Below are 22,788 nucleotides of genomic sequence, written 5' to 3' on the forward strand. Positions count from 1 at the left end.
CGCAAACGGCGTGGTCCAGCAGCTCGGCACAGGTCAGCGCATCGGCAGGACAGTCAGCGGATTCACGAATCCAGTCAACCAAGCCATGGGAATTCGCCGTACAACGACGCGGCAACAGTCGATGGCCCCTACTGGACGTCAGCTCGCCCGATAGAGCCCTGCTTGAGCCCTGCGTGAAAACCAATATTCCTCACTGCGTCACAATCGGCCCCCTGGTTGCTAGTTAGATGTGTTCGGACCCGGAGGGGTTTGGCACGCCGTAGTGATTCGGACAAGCGGAAAGTAGAACAGCCCGCAATGTGCCCTGGCCATCAATCACCTGAAAGTACGCCGGATCGGCCGCACCCGTTGCGGCGAAGTTAGACGACGAAAGAACACACATGTTGAGCTCTGTCCGCCGCTTATCTCTGCGCAAGACCCGTTTCCGCGCGTTCGCCGGACTGACCACCGGCATCGGGCTCACCCTGGGTGCAGTGGTTGCCTCTGGCTACGGCCCTGCGTTGCCAGCATCGGCAGCTCCGGGATCCAAGTCAGTTGGGGCAATCAAGGATCCGGTGAAAATTTGGTCCGAAGACTTCGAGATGGCAGGCCCGGCGGCTACCGCGCTGCGCTCGTACACGTCCGCCTCTGGCTCCACCTACACGGCGGACTCGTACTGGCTCAACCAGAGTCTGTGCAACGGAGCCATCTTGAGCTATAACTCCGGATCAACGCCGGACTGCCCCGTTGACGCGGCAGGCGGGGGCGGATCCCGGCAAAACCTTCAGCGGCTGGCCGACACCCTTGGCCAATACCGGCTGGGAGTGCCGGGCTCGATAAACCCGGCAGCACCGGCGAACGGTTCAACGGCCGGCACCAATCCTGCCACCTCCTCACAGGCAAACCGCGTCGTCGGCGAAGCCACCATATCCTCCCCACGACCGTTCGGTCAGATCGAGTTCCGAACGGCCACTCCTATCCCTTTGCCTGCATCGAACCGGTTTCTGGCCCTGTCCGTTGATGTCGCCGACGTTTCATGCGCCGTCCCCAGCCACTCAAAGCTCGATATTTCCTTCATCGACCAGGCAGGAACCGAAGTCCCCACCGGTAGCGCTCCATATTCGGTCTGTGACGACCCGGGACGGAAGTTCTTCGCCTCGCCGGTACCCCAGGGCGTCTCAGGCTGGACGTTCGGCGGGAATTCGGTCGCGGTCGGAACCATGAAACGGACAAAACCCGTCCTCATCCGCGGCAACAATGCAGGTGTTCAGATGAGGAACCAAGCCCCGTCCAGCTTCGGCGATGACCATGCCTTCGACAACCTCAGTATCTATGACCTCACACCGACCCTGAGCCAGACATTCACGTCCGTCCCAGTCCCTCCAGGGGGGTCGACCGAACTGCGAATAACCGTCACCAACACGAGTGATCTTGAAGCCAAACCTGGCTGGTCATTCACCAACGCCCTCCCGTCGGGACTCACCCTGGCCGGCGCCGTACCGATTGCCAGCACGTGCGCCAATGGAACCGGATCCCCAAGCGATGGAGGCAAGTCGTTCACGGTCTCGGGTGATCTGCTTCAAAGCCAGTCAGACTGCACCATCACGGTGAACGTAACGTCCGCTGTCAGCGACGCCCCGTCCCCTAAGACTTTCACCAACTGCCCAGCGAACTTCACCACTCTCGTAGGGCTCAAAGCCCCCGAGTGTGCCACGGTAGAGGTTCTTGGCAAGCCTGCAGCGTCCGCGCAGGTTCTTGACATCCCTGCGGCGTCTCCGCAAGTCACTGTGACCAAATCGATCGCCCCCGCTTCGGGCTCCCCTGTCAAGGTCGGCCAGGACCTTGCATACTCAGTGGCATTCAGGAACAACGGCACCAACGTCGCTCACATCGACCGCGTCGAGGACCTCCGAGGCGTTCTCGACGACGCCACACTCGCCGGGCCCCTCACCGCATCGAACCCGACATGGACTGTCGGGCCCTTAAAGGAAGGGATCGCCCCCATCCGGGGCGCACTCGCGCCGGGCCAGACCGTGACCATCCACTACTCTGCCAAGATCAAGCCTGACGGTAAACGAGGCGATAACGTCGCACTGAGCCGGCTCCTGCCGGCAGGCGTCCCTCAGGATTCCACCCCCAGCAAGAGCTGCCGCCAAGCGGAGGCATGCCTAGAAAATCCAGTCTCGTCGTGGTCGGTCTCCCTGACAACGGACAAACCCGCCGCTGCTCCGGGAGAAACGGTGAGCTACACGGCAAAACAAACAAACACCGGTGCTGTCGCAATCCAAGATCCTCCCCGGATCAGCATTGACTTGAACGGGACCCTTCAGGACGCCCACTACAACGGTGACGCTCCCGCCGCCGTCGACTACACCATCCCTCGGCTGAGCTGGTCCACGAGGCTAGCTGCGGGAGAGCAGCGAACCATCACCTTTACCGTGACCGTAAAACCGACCGCTGGAACCAACCACAGGCTCCGCAGCGTGGTCGATGGCGGCTCCAACTGTCCTGCCGGCTCCCCGGCGCCGGAGTGCAGCGCCGACACCATTGTCAGTGCGTACACGGCCAACGGTCCCAGCGCCGCCCCCGTTCCACCAGCAGACCAGCATGATCTGGCGACGATCACGACGGCGACCAGCAGGACGCCGAACTGGCCACTTTTTGTCGGGGGGGTGGGTGCCCTCACTGCCGGCGTGGCATCTGCCTCAGCCCAATTCCGGGGCCGATCACGCGCTGAAAGGAACCCGCGCGTAAAGAGGAACAGGCTGTGACAACCGATTTGGATTCCCTCACTGACGGGGAGCTGCTGGAAGCCGTTCGGGCGGGCAACGGACACGCCTACGGCATCCTCTTCGGTCGCCACAAAGACGCCGCCCTGAGGGTCGCCCGCCGGCAGACTCCGGACCGACACTTAGCCGAGGACGCGGTCAATGAAGCCTTCGCCGCCGTCCTCTCCGCGATCCATGGAGGCTCCGGTCCCGTCGGAGTTTTCGGTCCGTACTTGCTCTCCAGCGTGACGCGCACGGTCTACCGGATGAATCACCGCAGCATGCGCGAAACCCCGGTCCTCGACACGGCCTTCCCCGACGTCGCCGCGCCGGAAACGCATACCGTACTCAGCGAGTTCGACAATGCCGCTGCCAGGGAGGCCTTCAAGGCCCTCCCGGCACGTTGGCGAGAAGTGCTGTGGTACTTGGAAATCGAGGAAATGCAACCCCGCGACGCCGGCCCGTTGCTTGGTCTGTCACCCAACGCCACAGTTGCCCTCCACCGCCGTGCCAAAGACGGTCTACGCTTGGGCTACTTGCAGCAGCACGTCGCCGTCAATGGGCCCGATAACTGCCGGGATATGGCATCCCATATCCCGGCCTACGTCCTTGGCACGCTCAAGCAAAGCCGCAAAGCCGCGCTTGAGCGGCACCTCGAATCCTGCGAGAAGTGCGGAACCGTCTTGCTCCAGATCCAGGACGTGGCGGTACATCGTGCTGCAATCCTCCCTGCGCTGACTCTCTCGCCCCTGTCCCAGATATGCCCTTCGAGTGAGCGCCAGTCCACGGATCCAGATGCCCCGAAGAAATGGAACAAGGACACCCTGTTGACCATATTCACAACGGTCATGATCGCCTCCGCGTTGGTCCTCGGGTCCTTTTCGTTCCTGGCTCCGACTTCCGCTGAACAAGGTCAGGTGCCGCTGAAGACTCAGGGGCCCCCGACGTCGGACCCCGCATCGCCGCAACCACCGGCACTCGAGGCACAATTCGACGTGCTCAGCCATTCGGCCAACCAAGTCGTCGCGAATGTCAAAGTCCAATTCCCAGACAATCCAACGACAACCGCACACGTGGAACTCAATCCCGGATCCGGCCACGCGATCAGCCAAATCACACCGGATCCTGCCGACGGGTGGACGTGCACCACCACAGCGAACGGGACCGTGGATTGCCGCGCTCCCGGGCTTCCGTCCTCACACCTTGTCCTGACCCTGAAAATGGACAGGCCCCCGTGCCCCAGCGGCACACCCGTCTCGCTATTGGTATCCCTCAACGACGTCGAATCCCTCCGACAGTCCTGGCAAAGCCCCTGCGCCGGCAGCTAAGACCCTCTTGAGGCCCACAAGACACAGTTGACCACGGACGAGAAGGGTCCTGAAACCTGCTTAGGACTGCGGAGGAGCCGTGCTTCCGCGGATAATCAGGGTGGGTTGTTCTGTCCGAGGAACGTGCAGCCCCTCGGGGTCGGCGATCTGTTGCAGCAGGTGGAACACTGCGCGCCGTCCGGTGTCCTGGAAGGGTTGCCTCACGGTGGTCAGGGGCGGGGTCGCGTAGGCGGAGAGATCGATGTCATCGATGCCGACGACAGAGACGTCCTCGGGGATCCGCCGCCCCATTTCGGTCAACGCGCTCATGACGCCGAAGGCCATTTCATCGCTTGCCACCAGGATTGCCGTCACTTCCGGCATCCGCCCCAGCAACAGGCCGTTGTGGTAGCCGGATGCCGGGCTCCAGTCTCCATACAGCACCGGGGGGACCTCTCTGTTGTCTTCTTGGAGCACGCGGCGCCAGGAAGTCAGCCGGGCTGATGCATCCGACCATTCCTGCGGGCCAGCAAGATGCCAGACGGTCCGATGACCCAGATCCAGAAGATGCCGGGTGGCCAGTACGACGGCGGTGTCCTGGTCGACGCCGACGGATTCGTCCGTCGTCCCGAAGGAACCGTCGATGGTCACTGTGGGAATTCGGGCAGTGAGCTCGCGGATCCTGCTGGCTCCACCGAGCAGGGGGGTCGCAATGATGAGCCCGTCCACGCCCTGCAGAATCAGACGGTTCACGGCCTCCGTCAGGCCCTCCACGCTGAGACTGGATGCCGTGACCGAGTTGACGGCATAACCAGATTCCCGCGCCTCCAATTCGATGCCCAAGGCCAGCGAGGAGCGGGAATAGTAGTTGGTGGCCAAGGAAACGAGGCCGATCGTGTGGCTAAGTCCGGTGACCAGGGCCCGGGCGGTGTTGTTGCGCCGGTATCCGAGCTGTTCGACGGCTTGGAGCACCCGGTCTCGGGTGCCCTCCTGAACATTGGGATGGTTGCTGAGGACGCGGGAGACAGTCTGAGCCGAAACGCCCGAAACGCGCGCCACATCGAGCATTGCCGGGGCCCTGTTTGCCCGCGTTTTGGCCATGTTTTCCTCCAGGGTAAGGCGGGGCTTCCAAAAGTCAGTCACCGCCAAGTCAACCATAACAGTCGTAACACGCCGCCCGGCACGGGGCAAGGCTGTATGTCAGTAGCGCCGGTGCGGTCCGGCGTCCACGGCTGAACGCGGATCTGTGACGATGCAATAAAGACGGGTCACATAGGGACTTGACGGCACCGGATCCTGGGTTCAAAGTAGAGCTAGCAACTTCAAGTTATCCATAACATTCGTGAGTTGCAGCGTGGGCCCAAACCCGGCGCACCAACAACACCCCCGGCCAATGCAAAGGAACACCCATGCCTGCATGTATGTATCGAACCAGCATTCCCCCTTTCTCTACCGACTGCCGTTACTTGCCATTGGCGGCAGCAGGGTCGACCAGGGCTGCCTCTTCCCTTCACCGAACTGTTGGAGGGCCAATGACCACTACGTTGGAGCAATGAACCCTGCGTGTTTCAGCGATGATTGCGTCCGCAGCTTGTCTGACGATGGGATTAGGGACGCCGGGTGCCAATGCGGCCACTGACACGGTTACCGGAACAACTTACGATGTGTCCTCCGGCGCCGTTGTCCCGTACGGGAATGCCAAGGACACTCCAGCGAATCCGTTTACCGATCGCGACGGGACATTTTACTTCCAACAGTCAGCAGCACGGTATGCAAAGACGGGCCCATGGACGTGGGATTTTCACTCTGGAACGAACTTCGACTACGCCACCCGGTCATCGATCAGCGATGCGGTGAACCCTAGCGATTCGACTGACAAGAACAGGGACGCCACCCAGCGCTGTGACAACAGCCCGACCGATGCGACCGGGACTTACACGAACCCTGTGGTTCCCGAAGCGTTGCGTAGACGTCTACGCCGGAAATAGCGCAGACAACACGCGGCTAGTTATCGGGCACTGCAGGAGCAGCACCAGCCAGCCTCCCACCTGACGACAGCGGCGCGATTCCAGGCATCTCGCCGCAATGGATACAACAACTCATCGCAGAGCCCCCGCCTGGATGACATAGCAAGGAGAAGGGCCTGACCCATGCGTGGTTACAGGCCTCTCAGCTCGGTATCAGTCAGCCGCTAACCGGCCCAGATACACAGGTCACTGAAGGTCCGCCCCGATTCGCCTATCCCCAAGAAGGTTCCGAAAGGGATGACCCGAAAAACCTTATCCAGGAGACATAAGTTGACCCAAGAAACGCGTTCTAGTCCGACGCAACCAACGCCGCGGTACCTCGAGGGACTTAGCGATGGAGAGCTGCTGGAAGCCGTACGCGCAGGTTCCTCGGAAGAATACGGCATCCTCTTCGAGCGCTACCGGCGAACGGCCCTCAGGGTCGCCAGCCGCTATTCGTCAGACACACATTTAGCCGAAGACGCTGTCCATGAAGCCTTTGCCTCGATCCTGTCCGCCATTCGTTCAGGTTTTGGCCCCAGCCAAACCTTCGGCCCATACCTGTACTCCAGCGTGATCAATGCGATGCGTCGTCTCAACCTCAGAAAACTGCGGGAGAAACCGATGGATATAGAGACGCTCGAGGGCGCTCTTGGCAGAACCGATGAACGCTTCGCGGGAGTCACAACTGATGACCTTGTCCAGACAGTGTTGCGATCATTACCGCCCCGGTGGCAGGAAGTCCTCTGGTATCTCGAGGTCGAAGCTATGGCTCCCAGAGAAGTCGGACCAATCCTCGGTTTGACGCCGAATGCAACCGTCGCCCTCCATCGCAGAGCCAAAGTCGGACTGAGGCTACGATACCTCAGAGAGTTGCTCCCCGCGGCTGAAAATCCCGCCTGTCACAATACATCCAAGCTCATCCCCACCTATGCGCTGGGCACCCTCAAGGACAAGCAGATAGGGAAAATGAAAGAACATCTCAAGTCCTGCACCAACTGTGCAACGTCCCTGTCGGAAGTACTTGAAGCCGGCATCCAAAGGCGCTCACCAGTTGCTCCCGGATCCACGTCAGGCTAGCCCCGCGGCTGGAGACTGCGGCAGAATCGCGGGTACCGCCGCACCCCCGCCGGTACGCAGCCGGAGGGGCGGATCAAAAGAACCTCCCGGGAACGCCGTCACATCCAAGACCCGCCCGGCTATATAACCGGCGCCCCCAGGAAACTGACCAGACCGGGACAAAGCGGCCAGACGTCCGTGGGAGGACCACAAGGAGACGAATCAATGTGTTCCATCACCGGTGAGTCCGCGCCAGCAGCCATGCAATTCGACAACAACGGCACGGTGGACGTGAATATCGCGCCGTCCGCCTCGACCCCCATGATTGAGCCGATAGTCGGGCTCGGTGCCGGGGTTCCCCGCTACCGGAGACCTCATCGCAGGCTGCGGGCTATTGGCAGCCTGCTTGCTGCTCGTGCGCACTAAATACATCCTCCGTCGCAACGGGCAACAAAGCTAAGAAACCCGAGCGAGGCCGGGTGCGGTTGTTTGGTGAAAGTGCAACAGCACGCGGCCTCGTCAGCGCTCACTCCACTCGTCCATCGAGCGGAGACGATCAGCAGGAAGCGGACATCGCGGGCCTCACCTCTTGAGGCGACCTCAACAGCACTTGTCGTGTCCTTATCCATCCTCGTCCCGACTCAACCGCCGGGCTGGTCCACGCCCGCTTGCTACCGACCCGTCCATACATCTCATACAACGCACCCACCTGAACGCGCGCACGGGCGAGGGCGATGCCTTGAATTCCGCTTACTCTGCGTGAACGATTTCCTCCCGCCAGGCGCGGATCGTGACAAGGCGATTGTGTGCGTGGTCGACGCTGACGGTGAGATGGCCGCCAATGCCTTGGAGCAGGTTGCCGGACGTGACCTTTTCGAGGACCCGGCCGTAGGTGCATCCCAGATCATCGCCTGGATGAAGAACCGCAACCACCGTCGTTCGTTGCCCGAGCTCGGCAGGCTCGTCAACGCCGCCGCACGTTACCTGATCCGCATGCAGGACATGGAATTCCGAAGCGCGATTGCAGCGCAGTCACTATGCGAACGCATCAGGACAGTGGGCTTGGGAGGGAATGGCCAATTCACCCGCTGGCTGAATTAGACGCGATCAGCCCCGAGAATGGCAAACCGTGGAACGGTGCCCTGCTCGAGGACTACCAACTTGGTGTTCACGTGCTGCTTGCCGGCTATGAAAACAGACACGTCCATGACCCCCGCGTCGGTCAGTAAGCCCTCAGCAGTTTCAGCCGCTTCGCTACCCAAAGAACGAGCTGGTCCCAGGGCAACATCCAGTGTGTCCGCGTCTGCCGGAACCAGGCAACTTCGGCCCGTCATTTTCCGGCCCCACGAGGCTACTTGCCCGTGAAACACCATTCGTACCGCGACACGGTTTCCCCAACGAGAGAACTGACGCTGTTGCACCACTCAAGGAGTAAGTAATGATCGATTCCGACGTCGCCGTCGTGATGGGTACGCGACCCGAAATGATTAAGCTAGCGCACGTCGTCCGGCATCTGGGCGAGCGTGCACGGCTGATCCACACCGGGCAGCACTTTGATGATGAGCTCTCCGGCCAAGTACAGAAACACTTGGGACTTCCGGGTCCGGACGTTGTGCTCAACGGAGTCGGCGGGCAGAACCGTGCCACTCAGATCTCCACCTGCATGACTGGGCTCGCAACAGAGTTCGAGCGAAGGCTACCTTCGGCCGTCATTGTCCAAGGTGATACCAACACTGTCTCGGCTGCCGCCCAGGCCGCCAGCTACGCAGGAATCCCGGTCATCCATGTCGAAGCCGGGTTGCGGTCCTATGACCGAGCGATGCCTGAAGAAATCAATCGGCTCGTGACCGGGACGCTGGCGGATGTCCACTGTGCCGCCACCCTGAACAACCGCAAGAACCTGTTCTTCGAAGGCGTCGACAGCAACCACATCACTGTAACCGGGAACACCATTGTCGAAGCCACGGAAGCATCCCTGGCCCTGGCGGACAGCTTCGCCAGTACTACCAGCAAAAGCAACCTTCCTTTGAGCTTCGGCCGGGATTATGTACTCGCCACGATCCACCGGCCGGAAAACACCGACACCCGGGACGCCCTTGAACGGATACTTTTGGGCCTTACCGAGATAGTCGTGCCAGTATTGTTCATCGCCCACCCGCGCACTCGCGCCGCAATGCGAAAGTTCGGCCTGGACCACTACGCGGAACGCCTGTCGGTTGTTGACTCCTTGCCACACCACGAATTCCTACGCCTCGCCCGCTCGGCAAGCTTGCTGGTTTCGGACTCAGGCGGCCTGCAGGAAGAATGCACGGTGCTCAAGAAGCCACTGCTTGTCATCAGGCGCAGCACCGAAAGACCCGAGTCCATCGAAGCCGGCTTCGCCCAGCTGATCACGCCCGGAGAAAGCATCAGCGACACCGCAAACCATTTACTCATCGGCAACCGTGAACAGGTATTGGCTTCCGTCCCCTCCCCCTACGGTGACGGCATGGCCAGCAACCGCATTGCAGCCATCGCCCTCCGAGTTGCCGACGGCGCCGCCCCGAAAGAAGCAATTGCAGAAACCAATTCCCTCTATCCCCTCACGATTGCGTTCCGGTTTACATCTGGACCTGTCGAAACACGCCGGGCCGACCAACTTCCCAGCTGGGACTGGATGTAGTCCCCGCGTGGGCCCTGGGAACGAAGTAACGTGAGATAACTCGGTTCATCGACACCGAACCTGTTCGCGGGTAGCCTAGGCCGTACTCGGCTCCGGCGGATTCCGGGTGGGGCTGCGTCGACGGGGTCGCAGCTGAATCAATTCTGGGGGATTTGATGACGATGCTGATCCAAGACGAGGCTGAACTGCACCTTCCTGCGAAGGTGAATCCTGATTCCGACGTGACCGGCGCAGAACGCGGCCCGGAACCGTCCTCTGCAAACCCGCCGAACGTCACGGTGGAGGACACTGGGGAAGGGATCGTCCTGATCACTTTGCGTCCGGGAGGACGGATCAGCGCTGAGGACGGGACCTTGGTCCAAGAACGGTATCTGGCGTTGACGGGTGGCGCGGGCGCTGCAGTATTGCTACAAATCACGGGCGTCGAGCACGTCAGCCGCGAAGCGGTCCGCTACTTCAGCGAAGCAGTGACCATCACAGCCTTCGCGATCCTGGGCAGCACTCCCGTGGACCGTGTCATTGCGCACGGTCGGCGCGGGCTGCCCTTGCCGCCGTGCCCCAGCCGGTACTTCTCTGATAAACAAGACGCTCTCGCGTGGCTACACGCCCGGCGCCGAACGGCCGGGATGAGCTCCGCCGAGGCCGTATGGAGGATTTCCTCCGCGGACTGACCCGGGCGTTGGCCTGTTTAGCTGGCTAGTGCAGCATCGAGCGGCACCTTGATCTCGTCATAGGTATAGGAATCCAGGCGCAGCATCTTGCCGTTGAGGATCAACGAAGGTGTACCGCGCAGTCCAAGTGCGACAGCATCGGAATAATCCCTGCTGATCCGTTCTTGAACTGCGGCCGAGGAATAAGCGGCCGCAAATTTCTCGGCATCCAGTCCCAACCGCTGCGCGTATTCAGTGAACACCGGTTGAGGATTCGCTGCTTTCGACCATTCCGCCTGTCCGCCAAGAACCAATCCCATCATTTCCGAGAGCTTGCCCTGGGATGCCGCGGCCTCCACGGCTTGTGCACCGGGCCCGGCGTTCTGGTGCATCGGCAGCGGGAGGTTCCGAACCACCACATTGATGCGGCCCGCGTAGTCTTTCGCTACCTGGCGAATCAAAGGATCAATCTCGGCGCAATAGGGGCACTGGAAATCCGTGAAGAGCACCAACGCGGCTTTCGCGTTGGTGCTCTTCAGAAGATGATGTGAATCCGCTCGAGCCAGGACGGCGCTTTCCTGAGAAGGGCGCGCGATGCTAGCTGATGAAGTCGGCACTGGCGACGGCGCAGAACAGCCAGTTAGTAGAACTCCCGCAAGAGCAGTGGCGGCCAAAGCTGGACGACGTGGGGATTTTCTACGCATGGTGAGATTCTTCCACATAGTTCCTGCCCGCAGTCAGGCTTGAGGAATATGTGATGAAGGACACCGTCGCGGCCGACGTTCGCACCAGATCCAGGCCCCTCGATTGCTCAGATCCTCGCGGAATTTCAGGCGAAGGGTGCCAATTTCGCCTCGTCTTGGAGTAGCTTGATCTTAATGCGCCACCCGTCAACGAAGCCACGGGACTGTCCTACCTCTCCGAGGATGCGTGAACTATGAGCACTTCCCAGTTCCCGACAAAGACCGAAACCCAGTGGAAGCCAAACGATGCATGGTTGATCGGCATCGTCCTGGCGGTCATCAACTTCTGGCTGTTCGCGCAGACCCTCCTCAACGTCATCCCGGGCATCCAAGGATCACTGGGGATCGAGCGAACCCTGGGAAACCTCGCGGTGTCGATCACCTCGCTGTTCTCAGGCATTTTCATTGTGGTTGCCGGCGGGCTGGCGGACCGGCTGGGGCGCGTCAGGATCATGAACATCGGCATCTACCTGAGCATCCTCGGGTCCCTGCTGATCGCCCTGACCCCCGAGAACGCCGGCGGTCTCACGGCGACAGCGCTGTTGGGCGGCCGAATCGTCCAAGGCCTCTCGGCAGCGTGCATCATGCCGTCCACTATGGCCCTGGTGAAGAACTACTATGAGGGAAAAGAACGCCAGCGAGCGCTGTCTTTCTGGTCGATCGGCTCATGGGGCGGCTCCGGCTTCTGCGCCCTCTTCGGTGGCTTGATGGCGACATCATTCCTGGGCTGGCGGTCCATCTTCTGGATCTCGATCGTCCTCTCGGTGATCGCATTGTTCCTGCTACGGGGCACCCCGGAATCCAAGTCGGCTGCGAAAGCCGGCGGATCATTCGACTGGGGCGGCATGGTGAGCCTCATCATCGCGCTCGTGGCACTGAACGTGTATATCTCGCAGGGCCCTCGGATCGGCTGGCTGAGCTGGACCGGAATCGGACTCCTCGTCGTCGCGGTCGTGGCTGCACTGGTGTTCTTCGGAATCGAGACCAGCAGGAACAACCCGGTCCTGAACCTGAAGCTGTTCCGCAACCCGACGTTCGCCGGCGCGACCCTCTCGAATTTCCTGCTCAATGGCGCGGCAGGGACACTGATCGTCGCCCTTGGCCTAGTCCAGGTCGCCGCAGGCTTGTCCTCGTTGCAGTCCGGCCTGCTGACCCTCGGCTACCTCGTGGCGATCCTGGCAACCATCCGCGTCGGGGAGAAACTGCTACAGCGCTTCGGGCCCAAGCGGCCCATGATCTGGGGCAGCGCGATCGCCGGCATCGGAATCCTGTTGACGTCAATGACCTTCACCCTCATCGGGCAATACATTGTGTTGGCCGTCATCGGTTTCACTTTGTTCGGCATCGGCCTCGGCTTTTACGCGACACCGTCCACGGATGCGGCCCTCTCGAACGTGCCCGACGACGAGGCCGGTGCCGCCGCCGGCATCTACAAGATGGCCTCCTCACTGGGCAACGCGATCGGCGTCGCCGCCTCCGCGGCCCTGTACGTGGCCGCCCAGGCCATGGACCCGGCCACCATCCGGTCCTGGGGACTGTTCATCGGAAACCAGGAAAACGTTGGCCTTCGCTTCGGCGGGGCCATCGGGATCCTGTTCAACCTCCTCATGGTGGTGGTCGCCATCATCGCCATCATGATCACGGTGCCGAACGAGCGGCCAGCCAAACGGCCGGAGGTCCCTGCTACGCCATCGCTAGGAAGCTGATTCCGAGCTGAGTTCCTCCCCGCTCGACCCACTCGACCCGCGGCTCAGCGAAATTACACACCACGCGGCAACATCAAATGTTCAAAACGACCACAATTCCGCCCTTTGCCATTGTCAACGGCATATTCGTCGCCAACAATGAAGCATGCCGGTCTACGTGAGGTCTCTGGAAACTGCCGTACCGCCCACAGTGCTCATACAGCCACAAGCACGTGACGTCTTTGCATCCCAACCTGGCTTGACGCGGCTCGGATCCCGGCTTGTGAAGACCTGCTTCGATTCAGCCGCCATTGACACCCGATTCACCGCCGTCGCCGAACTGACCTTAGATAACCATTCCGAAAATCCGGCATTCTTCGACCCCGTCTCGGGCCAGGTGCTGAGTCCAAGCACCAAGGTCCGCAACGAGATCTTTGCGGTCGAGGCCACCAAGCTGTTCATTGAGGCCGCCAAAGCCGCCGTGGGGAAATGTCCTGATATCGATTTACTCGACATAACTCACGTCATCACGGTGTCGTGTACCGGGTTCTTCAACCCCGGGCCCGATTACAAGGTGGTCCGTGCACTCGGGCTCAGCCCGGCGGTGCAACGCTATCACCTGGGTTTCATGGGGTGCTACGCCGCGTTCCCCGCTCTCCGCGCAGCCCGGCAATTCTGTCAGGCTGACCCCTCAGCAGTCGTCCTCGTTATCTGCGTGGAGCTTTGCTCTCTCCACGTCCGGACCTCGAATGATCCGGACACCATCATGGGTTCGGCGATCTTTGCGGACGGCGCGGCGGCCGCCGTCGTGACTTGCCGTGAACCTGAAGGGCCGGACCCGGTGATCAGGCTGGATCATTTCGAGACAGTCCTGACACCCGTTGGCGAAGAAGCCATGGCCTGGAACATCGGTGACGAAGGTTTCGAAATGATTCTCGGAACATACGTGCCGCACATCATCGAGGAGCACATCACCGGAGCGCTCGAACCCCTGCTTGCGCGGGATTCCTCCCTGGCCGGGCTCCCCTACCGGGACATTACCCATTGGGCCATCCACCCCGGCGGCCGCAGCATCCTTGACAAGGTCGAATCGAAACTTGAACTCACCGAAGAGCAGCTCGTCCCCGCGCGCGAAGTCCTCCGCAACTACGGCAACATGAGCAGCGCCACCGTTCTCTTCGTCCTGAAACACATTCTGGGACAAACCCCGGCACAGCGTGAAGAACGCATCTGTTCCATGGCCTTCGGGCCCGGACTCACGGTTGAGACGGGACTGTTCACTCGCGTTTCCCCTGGATTGTGATGTCCGCCTTCCCACGCCCCGGCGGCTTTCTCGGCGCGCGGGACCTGACGGCCGTTGAAGACATGGACCGCCTCGATTGTGAGATCGATCGCCTGAACAGGAGTTACGCGCGGTTTGCGCTGGTCAACGCTGTGGTGTCTGGTTGGCGGAATACGTACAGCTCCAGAATCAAGCCATTGCTCACGACGGCGGTGCCCACCACGGTCCTCGACATCGGCTGCGGCGGCGGTGACGTCGCCCGAAGCCTTGCGCGCCGGGCCGCGGCAGACGGTTATCGTCTGGACGTTACCGCAATCGATCCGGACGAGCGTGCCTTCCACTTCGCGAACTCCGCGGCGCCAGTCGAGGGCGTGCGCTACCGAAAAGCGTTCAGCTCGGAGCTCGTGGCGGAAGGGCTCAGCTACGACATCATCATCTCAAACCATATCCTGCACCACTTGACCCCTCCGGAATTCGCTTCCTTCCTTCGCGATTCCGAACACTTGTGCCGACGACTTGCCCTGCACAACGACCTGACGCGCAGCCCCCTCGCGTACGCCCTCTTCTGGGCCACCTTCTGGCCGCTCGGCCTTGGCTCCTACATTCACGGTGACGGCCTCACCTCTATCAGGCGGAGCTACACAGCAGCGGAACTCCGGGCTGCCACTCCCCCCGCCTGGATGGTCGAACCCAGCGGCATGTGGCATAACTTACTGATCTACCGGCCGGGCGAGGCTCCCGATGTTTGACGTCGTGGTAGTCGGTGCAGGGCCGGTCGGGCTCTATATTGCTGCCCTGCTGCTGCAACTCGGGCACCGGGTTGCAGTTCTGGAGCGACACGTGACAACGAGCCGCCAATCCCGCGCCATCGGAATCCATCCCCCGGCACTCGCGGCCCTCGACGCCGTAGGTGCCGCGCACACGCTGGTCTCTTCCGGCATCCGGATCACCCACGGTGCCGCATACAGCGGCGGCCGAAAAGTAGCCGACATGGACTTCGCCCGACCCTCGGCCGAGTACCCCTTCATCCTTTCCGTTCCGCAATATCTCACCACCCGGACTCTTGAGTCCACGGTGGAGGCCCTCGATCCTGCTGCGCTTCGTCGCGGGGTGCACGTTGAGGAAGTCGTCGACGACGACGGGTGCCTGCGTTTGCGTGGACAGCAAGACGGTAGCGCGGTGGAGTTTTCGGGCCGCTTCGTCATTGCAGCCGACGGTGTCCATTCCGTCGTGCGCGGGGGGCTGGGACTGGAGCCACGGCTGCGCACCTATCCCGACTATTACGTGATGGGCGACTTCCTGGACGAAACGATGTACGGCAACAAGGCCGTCCTTTTCCTTGAGCCGGGCGGAATTGTGGAGTCATTTCCGCTGCCGGGCGGGATCCGCCGGTGGGTAGTCCGGCTCGGCGTCCCGTGTGCGGAACCCACTCCGCACACGCTCGCCGCCCTCATCAAGAAGCGGACCGGGAGCGCGGTGGATTCCGCAAGCAATACGATGATCAGCGCCTTCGGTGTCACCTCACGCCTGGTCTCCCGAATGGTTCACGGACGAATTTTCCTGCTCGGCGACGCCGCACACGAGATCAGCCCGATCGGCGGCCAAGGGATGAACCTGGGCTGGTTGGATGCGGCTGCCTTGGCGCCCATAATCAGCGATGCCTTGCGCACAGCAGCAAGAAGTCCGGCTGCCAAGGAACTCGCGGACTTCGAACGGGACAGGCAGCGCGCCGCAAAGAAAGCCATCTGGCAGGCCAGCCTGAACATGGCGCTGGGCCGTCCCCTTCCCCCGAAGCTCCTCAGCGCACGCAACGCGCTGATCGGCCGTGCCATCACCTTTCCGCTGTTCTCGGAGCTGGTGGTCCGACGATTCACGATGCACTAGGTACTGATCTCCGCCCAACCGCCAGCGGGTCGGACGTCGGAGCCCTGATGGGTTGCCCGGACGGTTGGCGGGCCATCGCACTAAGCTCAACCCATGGACTTTGAGACGCGCCCCTTGACTGCAGGCCCGCACACGCCGTTTACCGCCTCCGAGATCCGCACCGCGGTTCAGGAGCTCCTCGGTCTCGACGGCCTCCCGCCTATCGTGCAAGTCGGCCATCCCGTGTTACGGCAACACGCCGCGCCTTATGATGGCCAGCTAGAGGACACCGAACTGGCGCAGCTCATCGAACGCATGCGGGATGTCATGCATGCCGCCCCAGGCGTGGGGCTCGCAGCACCGCAGCTCGGCATTCCCTTGCAGCTGGCTGTGCTCGAGGACCATTTCGATATCGATCCGATTGCATCGGAGATCCGGCAGAGGACGCCCTTGAGCTTCTTCGCGATCCTTAATCCCAGATACCAGCCTCAGGGAACGTCTACCGCGTCCTTCTATGAAGGATGCCTGTCGATGCGTGGATTCCAGGCTGTGGTTTCGCGGCACCGCGATGTTCACCTGCACTACCAGCGTCCCGATGGGAGTGCCGCCTCGGCCGAATTCTCCGGATGGCAGGCCCGGATAGTCCAGCACGAGACGGACCACCTGAACGGAGGACTCTATCTGGACAGGGCCGAGCTGCGTTCCTTGGCCAACGATGCGGAATACACAGCCCATTGGGCGTACCCCGGAATCGACGAGGCACGCCACGGGCTGGGATTCCTCAACCCTTAGCCGTGGAGTTCAAACTTCGGGGTTCGCGGCTGACGGCAGGTGCTTTGCCCACCACGCGAGAACCTGTTCGAAGCGTTGACGCCGGTGGTGTGGGGCGCCGGAGCGTGAAAGCTCGTGGTCCTCTCCCGGGAAGAGGAGCAACGCCGTGTCCACACCCTGTGCCTTGAGCGCGGTGAAGTAGCGCTGGCCCTGTTCAACCGGGCATCTGAGGTCGTTTTCGCTGTGGATCACCAAAGTGGGCGTTCGAACGGAAGTCACGACGGCCATGGGGCTTTGGTTTGCCATCTCCTCGGGCGAGCCACCCGTGTATTGGCCGCCGAAGAACCAGCCGATATCCGAGGAGCCAACGAAACTCACGGGATCAAGGAATCCGCGTTCCACAATTGCCGCCTTGAAGCGGTGTTCATGTCCGATGATCCAAGCGGTCAGATATCCGCCGTAGGACCCTCCCATGATCCCGATCGCGTCTTTGTCCATCGTCGGAAAAGCGTGCAGTGCACCGTCCAGGAAGCTCAGGACGTCCGCCATGTCGACGGTCCCCATCTTTTCCTTGATGGCGCCACCGTGGGCTTGTCCGTATCCGGCCGATCCGCGGGGGTTGCACATCAGCACTGCGTATCCGGCCGTGGCGTAGACCTGGGCTTCGTCGAAGAAGGCAGCCGTGTATTGCGAGAAAGGACCGCCGTGGATGGTGAGCAACACCGGGTGGGGGCCGGAGCCCTCAGGCAGGACCGCCCAACCATGGACGGGATAGCCGTCCTTGCCGTTGGCGGTGAATTCCCGCGGTTCGAGAATGTTTGCTTGAGCCCTGAGCGCGCCGGAAAAATCGGTGAGCAAGCGCAGCCCGCCCTGTTCAAGCACGCCGAGCTCGCCGTTGCTGGAAGCGTCGCTGACACTGACGGCCACGGTGTCTCCCCCCACCGATGCACCCGATGCCACCCGCGGCCCCTCGAGCAGGACCTTGCTCTCGCCGTCGGCCGTCCATTTGATCAGCTGCACGCTGCCACGGCTGGCGTTGAGCGCAAGCATGCCGTCCATCCCGAAGGGTTCGAGGCGGCCGGAAAGGTCCTGGTTTTCGACGTCGCTGAGCATCGACGCCTCACCGCCGCGGACGGGTATCGCATACAGTGCCGTGTTCCTGGCCACGAAGTCCAGTCCGTCGTCGCCGAGGTCCTGCGCCGTAAAGAACAGCCATTCGCCGCTTCCGGACTCGCAGACCTCGTGGACGGACTGGGGTGCAGCGTGAGGACGCACCGCCGTGAACTCGCCACCCGCGGCCGGGACCCGATAGATCCCCGAGGCGATATCGGCGTCGTGCCCTTCGTGGAGCGACGCGACAAAGTAGACGCACCCGCCGTCCCGGCTGAACGAGGGTGAGGTGTGGTCGGCTTTGCCGAATGTCAACTGCACCGGCGCTGGCAGCAAGCTCAACGCATCAGCTCCGCGTTCTTTCGCAGCCCGCCCCACGGGAACCACTGCCGGTTCCGCCCCAAGCTCCGGGACGTCGACGACGAACAGTTGGGCGGGCTTGTCAGCCGTATAGCCCAGCCCATTGAGCCGGTATTGCCTGTCGGTGATCAACCGGGGGTCCTCGTTACCCGCCCCGACGCCGTCGACCGTTCCGTAACGGCCTTCTTCGGGAACCCGCGAGGAGAACACGATCCTGCTCGAATCCGGCGCCCAGGAAAATTCCGAAACTCCTAATTTCTGCTCTGTCAAAGCCTGCGGCTCCCCGCCGTCGGCTTCCACGACATGCAGTTGCGGCTTGCCGTCCGCTGTCGCCCGGAGGAACGCCAATACCCTGCCGTCAGGGGAGAAGGCAGGCGCGGTGTCCCTGAATCCGCGAGTGATCCGGCGTGGCAGCATCGCTGGGTCGAAAGGAACGCTCCAAAGTTGTCCAACGTAGGCGTCGGCGTCAAAATCGGGCCGGGTGACCGACACGACAGCACGGGTGCCATCGGGATGGGCAGCAGGGGAAGAGACGGAGTTCAGCAGCGGGAGTTGTTCGGCTTTCACGCTGGTGAGCCTAGCGGCCCTCCGGGCACAACGATACGTGCCACTCCGGCCACCGTAGGATTGTCGATATGCTTTCCGATGCCGTCCCTTCCCTGCGCTGCCCGGTCTGCCAGGGTACTTTCGCACTGAGTCCGGAAGCTCCTTTTTCGCTGATTTGTGACGCCGGCCACGGTTTCGACGCCGCCAAGCAGGGCTACTTCAACCTGCTGACCGGCAAGGGCACCGTTTTCGAAGCAGACACGGCAGAGATGGTGGCTGCACGAAATGACTTCCTGGCCGCAGGCCACTACGCTCCCTTGGCTGAAGCCATCGCGGAGTTGGCGGCACCCGTCCTGTCCGCGCCGGGCTCCCTCGTCCTGGATTCGGGTACCGGCACCGGCCACTATCTGCGCACGGTGTTGGACTGTACTCCCGCGGCAGCCATTGGTATAGATATCTCGAAGTTTGCCCTCCGCCGGGCAGCACGGCTGAATCCCGGCGCCATCAACCTGGTCTGGGACATCTGGCGTCCTTTGCCGCTCGCCGACCGTTCCGCGGATGCCGTCATCGTGGTCTTTGCGCCCCGGAATCCGCCGGAGTTCGCCCGCGTGTTGCGGCCGGGCGGCCGGTTAATCATCGTGACTCCCCGCACCGGACACCTTGCGGAGATTGCAGAACGGACCGGAATGTTAGGCATTGAGCCGGGCAAGGACGAACGTCTGGCCGAATCCATGCAGGGACTCTTCGTTCCCGGCGAATCCCGTCAGCTCGATCTGGACTTGGTACTCAATGGACGGGACATCGCCGATGTCGCCTTCATGGGACCCGCAGGCCACCATCTTGAGCGCTCCTCCCTCACCGCCTCGACGGCGGCGGAGTCATCGGTTCGTGCCACGGCGAAGTTCAGCCTCACCGTCCTCACTTCCCCCGAAAGCGGCTCCTAACGCGAAACTGCACACCGGGCTAGGATGGAAAAATAGCGACTGTGATCTTGCCGACGCTGCAGTCCGGATCAGGCCGGCTGCCGCCGCAAGTCCGGAAACAGGGGGAACGATGTTTGAATGGCTTGGCAGCAACTGGTGGGCTCTCTGGCTCACGGTTTTCCTCGCATTTGCCGTCGTAGAGATGCTGACGCTTAGCTTCTTTTTCATCATGCTCGGAGCCGGGGCGCTCGCTGCCCTTGTCGCTGACTTCGCCGGAGCCGATCTGTGGTTGCAGATCGTTGTCCTATGCGTCGTGTCACTACTGATGATCGCCTTCGTTCGCCCCATCGCCCTGAAACATTTGCGGAAGGGGCCCGCCGAGCAACGAACCAACGTGGACCGCCTGATCGGCCAGTCGGCGCTCGTCATGGAGCCCGTCACGGCGACCGGAGGACTGGTGAAGATCGGCGGTGACGTGTGGACCGCCCGCAGCGCCGCGGGAATCATCGACGCCGGCCACACAGTGCAGGTCACCAAGATTGACGGCGCGACGGCGGTCGTTACCTCCGCCGAAGAGTAATCGCCGCGCTGCCACGCAAGTCAACTAAAATGCGTCACTGGGGAATGAAGGAGCTGTATGGATAGCTTGGGAGGAACCGCAGCCGCGATTGTGCTGCTAGTTCTCGTCATATTTGTGATTATTGTGTTGGTCCGCGCAATCAGGATCATTCCGCAAGCGCGCGCAGGCGTCGTAGAACGTCTGGGTAAGTACCAGAGAACCCTCAACCCCGGGCTTACCATCCTGATCCCGTTCGTCGACCGCCTGTTGCCGCTGCTGGATCTTCGCGAACAAGTGGTCTCCTTCCCGCCACAGCCCGTCATCACCGAGGACAACCTGGTGGTCTCGATCGACACCGTGGTCTATTTTCAGGTGACGGATCCGCGGGCGGCGACGTATGAGATCGCCAACTACATTCAAGCTGTTGAGCAGTTGACCACCACGACCCTCCGCAACGTGGTGGGAGGCCTGAATCTCGAAGAAGCGCTCACTTCCCGCGACCAGATCAATGGTCAGCTTCGTGGCGTCTTGGACGAGGCCACGGGACGCTGGGGAATTCGGGTTTCGCGCGTGGAGCTCAAAGCCATTGATCCGCCCCACTCCATCCAGGATTCGATGGAGAAACAGATGCGGGCCGAACGCGACCGGCGAGCTGCCATTCTGACGGCCGAAGGTACCAAGCAGTCGCAGATCCTCACGGCCGAAGGCCAGCGACAGGCTGCAATCCTTGCCGCAGAGGGTGACGCAAAGGCGGCTATTCTCCGTGCCGATGGCGAAGCACAGGCTATTCAAAAAGTCTTCGACGCCATCCACAAGGGCAATCCCGATCAAAAGCTGCTCGCATACCAGTACCTTCAGACCTTGCCCAAAATTGCGGAAGGATCGTCCAACAAACTGTGGATCATCCCCAGCGAGGTCGGTGAGGCGCTCAAGGGGATTGGCGGCGCACTGGGAGGCGTCAACGGTGGGAACGGCGTCGCGGACTTGTTCAGCGATCCCGGGAAGCCGCCGGCCGGTGTTGGCGCGCCGGCAACTACGACGGCCGCGGGTTCCGGACATGCTGAATCGACGCCGCCGACTCAGGAACCGCCAGCGTAACCACAAACGTTCCAAGCCCTCTCACTTTGTCCTCCGCGCTTCGATCCGCGTATAATGGTGTATTTGTCCGGTCGGTTCAGTCCGAACGGAACAATAACGCTTGGCCACGCGTTTCATCTAGTGATGCAATGTGTGCATTCAGTAGCCCGGGCGGCGTGGATACGGCGCCCGGCTAGCGCGGAGCCTCGCTCCGTGAACAGACAGAGGGAGTAATCATGAGCGATCGCAGCCTGCGGGGCATGCGTCTTGGCGCCCAGAGCATGGAAACCGAATCAGGTGTGGAGCCGGCACCGCGCCAGCGGGTCGAATACCGTTGCGCAGACGGAGAGCAGGTCTTCGTTACCTTCTCGTCCGAAGCGGAGATTCCCCCTGTTTGGGTTTCCAAGACCGGCAAGGAAGCGCTCCTGGTTGATGGCGAACGCCCCATTGACACCAATGAAAAGGCCGTCCGCACGCACTGGGACATGCTGCTGGAACGCCGCAGCCTCCCCGAGCTCGAGCAGATCCTCGAGGACCGCCTGAACATCCTGCGCGAACGTCGTGGGGAACGCCGCTCGGCTTAACGGCAAAGTACGGGGCACAGTCCCGAGACAAAGGCCGGGTCCATGCTCTTTGAAGAGCGCGGAGCCGGCCTTTGTCTGCCATGGTCTACTTTGAGACCGGGGTCTTCTTCCGGGTCAGTGCGGCCCAACGGGAAGCCATCCCCCACTTGGTGACGTTGATCATGGCCTCAACAACAATGTTGCCACTCATCTTCGAAGCACCGAGTTCGCGCTCCACGAAAGTAATGGGACGCTCAACGATCTTCAGACCGAGTTTGGCAACCCGCCACGCGAGATCAACCTGGAATCCGTATCCGACCGATTCGACCTGGTCCAGCTTGAGCGCCTCCAGGGTACTGCGACGGAACGCGCGGTAACCGCCGGTGATGTCCTTGATCTTCAGGCCAAGCATGATCCGCGCATACGTGCTGCCCGTGCGCGAAATTGCTTGGCGGTAGAGAGGCCAGTTGACGGTGCCTCCGCCGGAAACCCATCGTGAGCCCATGGCGAGGTCGGCTCCGTCATTGATTGCATCGAGCAGCAACGGCAACTGCTCGGGCTGGTGCGAACCATCGGCATCCATCTCGACAAGGACGTCGTAACCCGCGGCCATGCCCCATTTGAAGCCGGCAACGTACGCTGCCCCGAGGCCTTCCTTGCCTTTTCGGTGCAGGACGTGGACTTGGCTGTCCTCGGCCGCGATGCTGTCGGCGAGTTGTCCCGTGCCGTCAGGGCTGTTGTCGTCGACCACCAGGACGTCGGAGGCGGGCACAGCCGCCCGCAGCCGTCCGAGGGTCTTGGGCAGCGATTCCAGCTCATTGTACGTAGGGATGATCGTCAGAACACGCAAGAAGAGGCCTTTCCTTGATGGAGCG

At 61.8% G+C, this 22,788-nt stretch carries 20 protein-coding genes; 16 read left to right on the plus strand and 4 right to left on the minus strand.

Annotated features, from left to right (window positions below):
* Positions 1-380: 380 nt before the first annotated feature.
* Together A3M3_RS0116565 and A3M3_RS0116570 are read left to right on the plus strand one after the other, a co-directional pair.
* On the plus strand, positions 381-2,750 hold the full coding sequence (locus A3M3_RS0116565) for a DUF7927 domain-containing protein (RefSeq protein ID WP_028267258.1): 2,370 nt from the start codon (positions 381-383) through the stop codon (positions 2,748-2,750).
* Entirely contained in the window at positions 2,747-4,075 is a 1,329-nt protein-coding gene (locus A3M3_RS0116570) for a zf-HC2 domain-containing protein (protein ID WP_028267259.1), read from the plus strand. The genes A3M3_RS0116565 and A3M3_RS0116570 overlap by 4 nt, the downstream gene beginning before the upstream one ends.
* A 60-nt stretch (positions 4,076-4,135) precedes the next feature.
* Here the strand turns inward: A3M3_RS0116570 and A3M3_RS0116575 are convergent, their stop codons facing one another.
* Positions 4,136-5,155, minus strand: coding sequence for a LacI family DNA-binding transcriptional regulator (locus A3M3_RS0116575; protein WP_028267260.1), 1,020 nt, complete (start codon positions 5,153-5,155; stop codon positions 4,136-4,138).
* A gap of 1,196 nt (positions 5,156-6,351) precedes the next feature.
* Here A3M3_RS0116575 and A3M3_RS25635 point away from each other — a divergent pair.
* The 5 genes from A3M3_RS25635 to A3M3_RS25650 all read left to right on the plus strand — a co-directional run bounded on the left by A3M3_RS25635 (position 6,352) and on the right by A3M3_RS25650 (position 10,452).
* Positions 6,352-7,140 carry an RNA polymerase sigma factor gene (locus A3M3_RS25635; RefSeq protein WP_028267261.1) on the plus strand — a complete coding sequence of 263 codons (789 nt, stop codon included), beginning with the start codon at positions 6,352-6,354 and terminating at the stop codon, positions 7,138-7,140.
* 204 nt (positions 7,141-7,344) lie between these two features.
* Positions 7,345-7,545: a hypothetical protein gene (locus tag A3M3_RS0116585; protein ID WP_028267262.1), complete on the plus strand. Its 201-nt coding sequence runs from the start codon at positions 7,345-7,347 to the stop codon at positions 7,543-7,545.
* Positions 7,546-7,878: 333 nt separating this feature from the next.
* Complete coding sequence (locus A3M3_RS27055; protein WP_028267263.1) at positions 7,879-8,220, plus strand: hypothetical protein; 342 nt, start codon at positions 7,879-7,881, stop codon at positions 8,218-8,220.
* A 337-nt stretch (positions 8,221-8,557) separates the two neighbouring features.
* Positions 8,558-9,781, plus strand: a complete 1,224-nt coding sequence (wecB, locus tag A3M3_RS25645) for a non-hydrolyzing UDP-N-acetylglucosamine 2-epimerase (protein WP_081736845.1) — start codon at positions 8,558-8,560, stop codon at positions 9,779-9,781.
* Between the two features lie 155 nt (positions 9,782-9,936).
* On the plus strand, positions 9,937-10,452 hold the full coding sequence (locus tag A3M3_RS25650; RefSeq protein ID WP_155854410.1) for a DUF7793 family protein: 516 nt from the start codon (positions 9,937-9,939) through the stop codon (positions 10,450-10,452).
* A gap of 17 nt (positions 10,453-10,469) precedes the next feature.
* On the opposite strand, the gene A3M3_RS25655 is transcribed toward A3M3_RS25650, so the two are convergent.
* On the minus strand, positions 10,470-11,135 hold the full coding sequence (locus tag A3M3_RS25655; RefSeq protein ID WP_197023283.1) for a DsbA family protein: 666 nt from the start codon (positions 11,133-11,135) through the stop codon (positions 10,470-10,472).
* A gap of 233 nt (positions 11,136-11,368) precedes the next feature.
* On the opposite strand from A3M3_RS25655, the gene A3M3_RS25660 reads away from it, so the two are divergent.
* From A3M3_RS25660 to A3M3_RS0116635, 5 genes are all read left to right on the plus strand, one after another.
* A complete protein-coding gene (locus A3M3_RS25660) occupies positions 11,369-12,880 on the plus strand; it encodes an MFS transporter (protein WP_035741951.1) in 1,512 nt (503 codons plus the stop codon).
* Positions 12,881-13,025: 145 nt separating this feature from the next.
* Positions 13,026-14,162 carry a type III polyketide synthase gene (locus tag A3M3_RS0116620; protein ID WP_028267265.1) on the plus strand — a complete coding sequence of 379 codons (1,137 nt, stop codon included), beginning with the start codon at positions 13,026-13,028 and terminating at the stop codon, positions 14,160-14,162.
* Positions 14,162-14,890, plus strand: a complete 729-nt coding sequence (locus A3M3_RS0116625) for a class I SAM-dependent methyltransferase (RefSeq protein ID WP_028267266.1) — start codon at positions 14,162-14,164, stop codon at positions 14,888-14,890. The genes A3M3_RS0116620 and A3M3_RS0116625 overlap by 1 nt, the downstream gene beginning before the upstream one ends.
* Positions 14,883-16,025: an FAD-dependent oxidoreductase gene (locus tag A3M3_RS0116630; protein ID WP_028267267.1), complete on the plus strand. Its 1,143-nt coding sequence runs from the start codon at positions 14,883-14,885 to the stop codon at positions 16,023-16,025. The genes A3M3_RS0116625 and A3M3_RS0116630 overlap by 8 nt, the downstream gene beginning before the upstream one ends.
* A 93-nt stretch (positions 16,026-16,118) precedes the next feature.
* Complete coding sequence (locus tag A3M3_RS0116635; protein ID WP_028267268.1) at positions 16,119-16,796, plus strand: peptide deformylase; 678 nt, start codon at positions 16,119-16,121, stop codon at positions 16,794-16,796.
* A gap of 9 nt (positions 16,797-16,805) precedes the next feature.
* Here the strand turns inward: A3M3_RS0116635 and A3M3_RS0116640 are convergent, their stop codons facing one another.
* Positions 16,806-18,812 (minus strand): S9 family peptidase, encoded by a 2,007-nt coding sequence (locus A3M3_RS0116640; protein ID WP_028267269.1) that lies wholly within the window; start codon positions 18,810-18,812, stop codon positions 16,806-16,808.
* Positions 18,813-18,880: 68 nt separating this feature from the next.
* On the opposite strand from A3M3_RS0116640, the gene A3M3_RS0116645 reads away from it, so the two are divergent.
* From A3M3_RS0116645 to A3M3_RS0116660, 4 genes are all read left to right on the plus strand, one after another.
* Positions 18,881-19,735 carry a methyltransferase domain-containing protein gene (locus A3M3_RS0116645; RefSeq protein WP_028267270.1) on the plus strand — a complete coding sequence of 285 codons (855 nt, stop codon included), beginning with the start codon at positions 18,881-18,883 and terminating at the stop codon, positions 19,733-19,735.
* Between the two features lie 109 nt (positions 19,736-19,844).
* Positions 19,845-20,294, plus strand: coding sequence for an NfeD family protein (locus A3M3_RS0116650; RefSeq protein ID WP_028267271.1), 450 nt, complete (start codon positions 19,845-19,847; stop codon positions 20,292-20,294).
* 57 nt (positions 20,295-20,351) lie between these two features.
* Positions 20,352-21,371, plus strand: a complete 1,020-nt coding sequence (locus A3M3_RS25665) for an SPFH domain-containing protein (protein WP_081736847.1) — start codon at positions 20,352-20,354, stop codon at positions 21,369-21,371.
* Between the two features lie 215 nt (positions 21,372-21,586).
* Positions 21,587-21,934 carry an RNA polymerase-binding protein RbpA gene (locus tag A3M3_RS0116660; RefSeq protein WP_028267272.1) on the plus strand — a complete coding sequence of 116 codons (348 nt, stop codon included), beginning with the start codon at positions 21,587-21,589 and terminating at the stop codon, positions 21,932-21,934.
* A gap of 85 nt (positions 21,935-22,019) precedes the next feature.
* Here the strand turns inward: A3M3_RS0116660 and A3M3_RS0116665 are convergent, their stop codons facing one another.
* The gene (locus A3M3_RS0116665) at positions 22,020-22,763 is read right to left on the minus strand and encodes a polyprenol monophosphomannose synthase (protein ID WP_028267273.1); all 744 of its coding nucleotides are present in this window, start codon (positions 22,761-22,763) and stop codon (positions 22,020-22,022) included.
* Positions 22,764-22,788 lie beyond the last annotated feature (25 nt).

The sequence above is a fragment of the Arthrobacter sp. MA-N2 genome (assembly GCF_000517125.1).
In the GTDB taxonomy this organism is placed as follows: Bacteria; Actinomycetota; Actinomycetes; order Actinomycetales; family Micrococcaceae; genus Arthrobacter; species Arthrobacter methylotrophus.

What these genes read in the sequence shown, in the direction of transcription:
- A3M3_RS0116565 (WP_028267258.1), top strand. Translation starts at nt 381, where the DNA reads ATGTTGAGCTCTGTCCGCCGCTTATCTCTGCGCAAGACCCGTTTCCGC.
- A3M3_RS0116575 (WP_028267260.1), bottom strand. Translation starts at nt 5,155, where the DNA reads ATGGCCAAAACGCGGGCAAACAGGGCCCCGGCAATGCTCGATGTGGCG.
- A3M3_RS0116585 (WP_028267262.1), top strand. Translation starts at nt 7,345, where the DNA reads ATGTGTTCCATCACCGGTGAGTCCGCGCCAGCAGCCATGCAATTCGAC.
- wecB (WP_081736845.1), top strand. Translation starts at nt 8,558, where the DNA reads ATGATCGATTCCGACGTCGCCGTCGTGATGGGTACGCGACCCGAAATG.
- A3M3_RS25650 (WP_155854410.1), top strand. Translation starts at nt 9,937, where the DNA reads ATGACGATGCTGATCCAAGACGAGGCTGAACTGCACCTTCCTGCGAAG.
- A3M3_RS25655 (WP_197023283.1), bottom strand. Translation starts at nt 11,135, where the DNA reads ATGCGTAGAAAATCCCCACGTCGTCCAGCTTTGGCCGCCACTGCTCTT.
- A3M3_RS25660 (WP_035741951.1), top strand. Translation starts at nt 11,369, where the DNA reads ATGAGCACTTCCCAGTTCCCGACAAAGACCGAAACCCAGTGGAAGCCA.
- A3M3_RS0116620 (WP_028267265.1), top strand. Translation starts at nt 13,026, where the DNA reads ATGCCGGTCTACGTGAGGTCTCTGGAAACTGCCGTACCGCCCACAGTG.
- A3M3_RS0116625 (WP_028267266.1), top strand. Translation starts at nt 14,162, where the DNA reads ATGTCCGCCTTCCCACGCCCCGGCGGCTTTCTCGGCGCGCGGGACCTG.
- A3M3_RS0116630 (WP_028267267.1), top strand. Translation starts at nt 14,883, where the DNA reads ATGTTTGACGTCGTGGTAGTCGGTGCAGGGCCGGTCGGGCTCTATATT.
- A3M3_RS0116635 (WP_028267268.1), top strand. Translation starts at nt 16,119, where the DNA reads ATGGACTTTGAGACGCGCCCCTTGACTGCAGGCCCGCACACGCCGTTT.
- A3M3_RS0116645 (WP_028267270.1), top strand. Translation starts at nt 18,881, where the DNA reads ATGCTTTCCGATGCCGTCCCTTCCCTGCGCTGCCCGGTCTGCCAGGGT.
- A3M3_RS0116650 (WP_028267271.1), top strand. Translation starts at nt 19,845, where the DNA reads ATGTTTGAATGGCTTGGCAGCAACTGGTGGGCTCTCTGGCTCACGGTT.
- A3M3_RS25665 (WP_081736847.1), top strand. Translation starts at nt 20,352, where the DNA reads ATGGATAGCTTGGGAGGAACCGCAGCCGCGATTGTGCTGCTAGTTCTC.
- A3M3_RS0116660 (WP_028267272.1), top strand. Translation starts at nt 21,587, where the DNA reads ATGAGCGATCGCAGCCTGCGGGGCATGCGTCTTGGCGCCCAGAGCATG.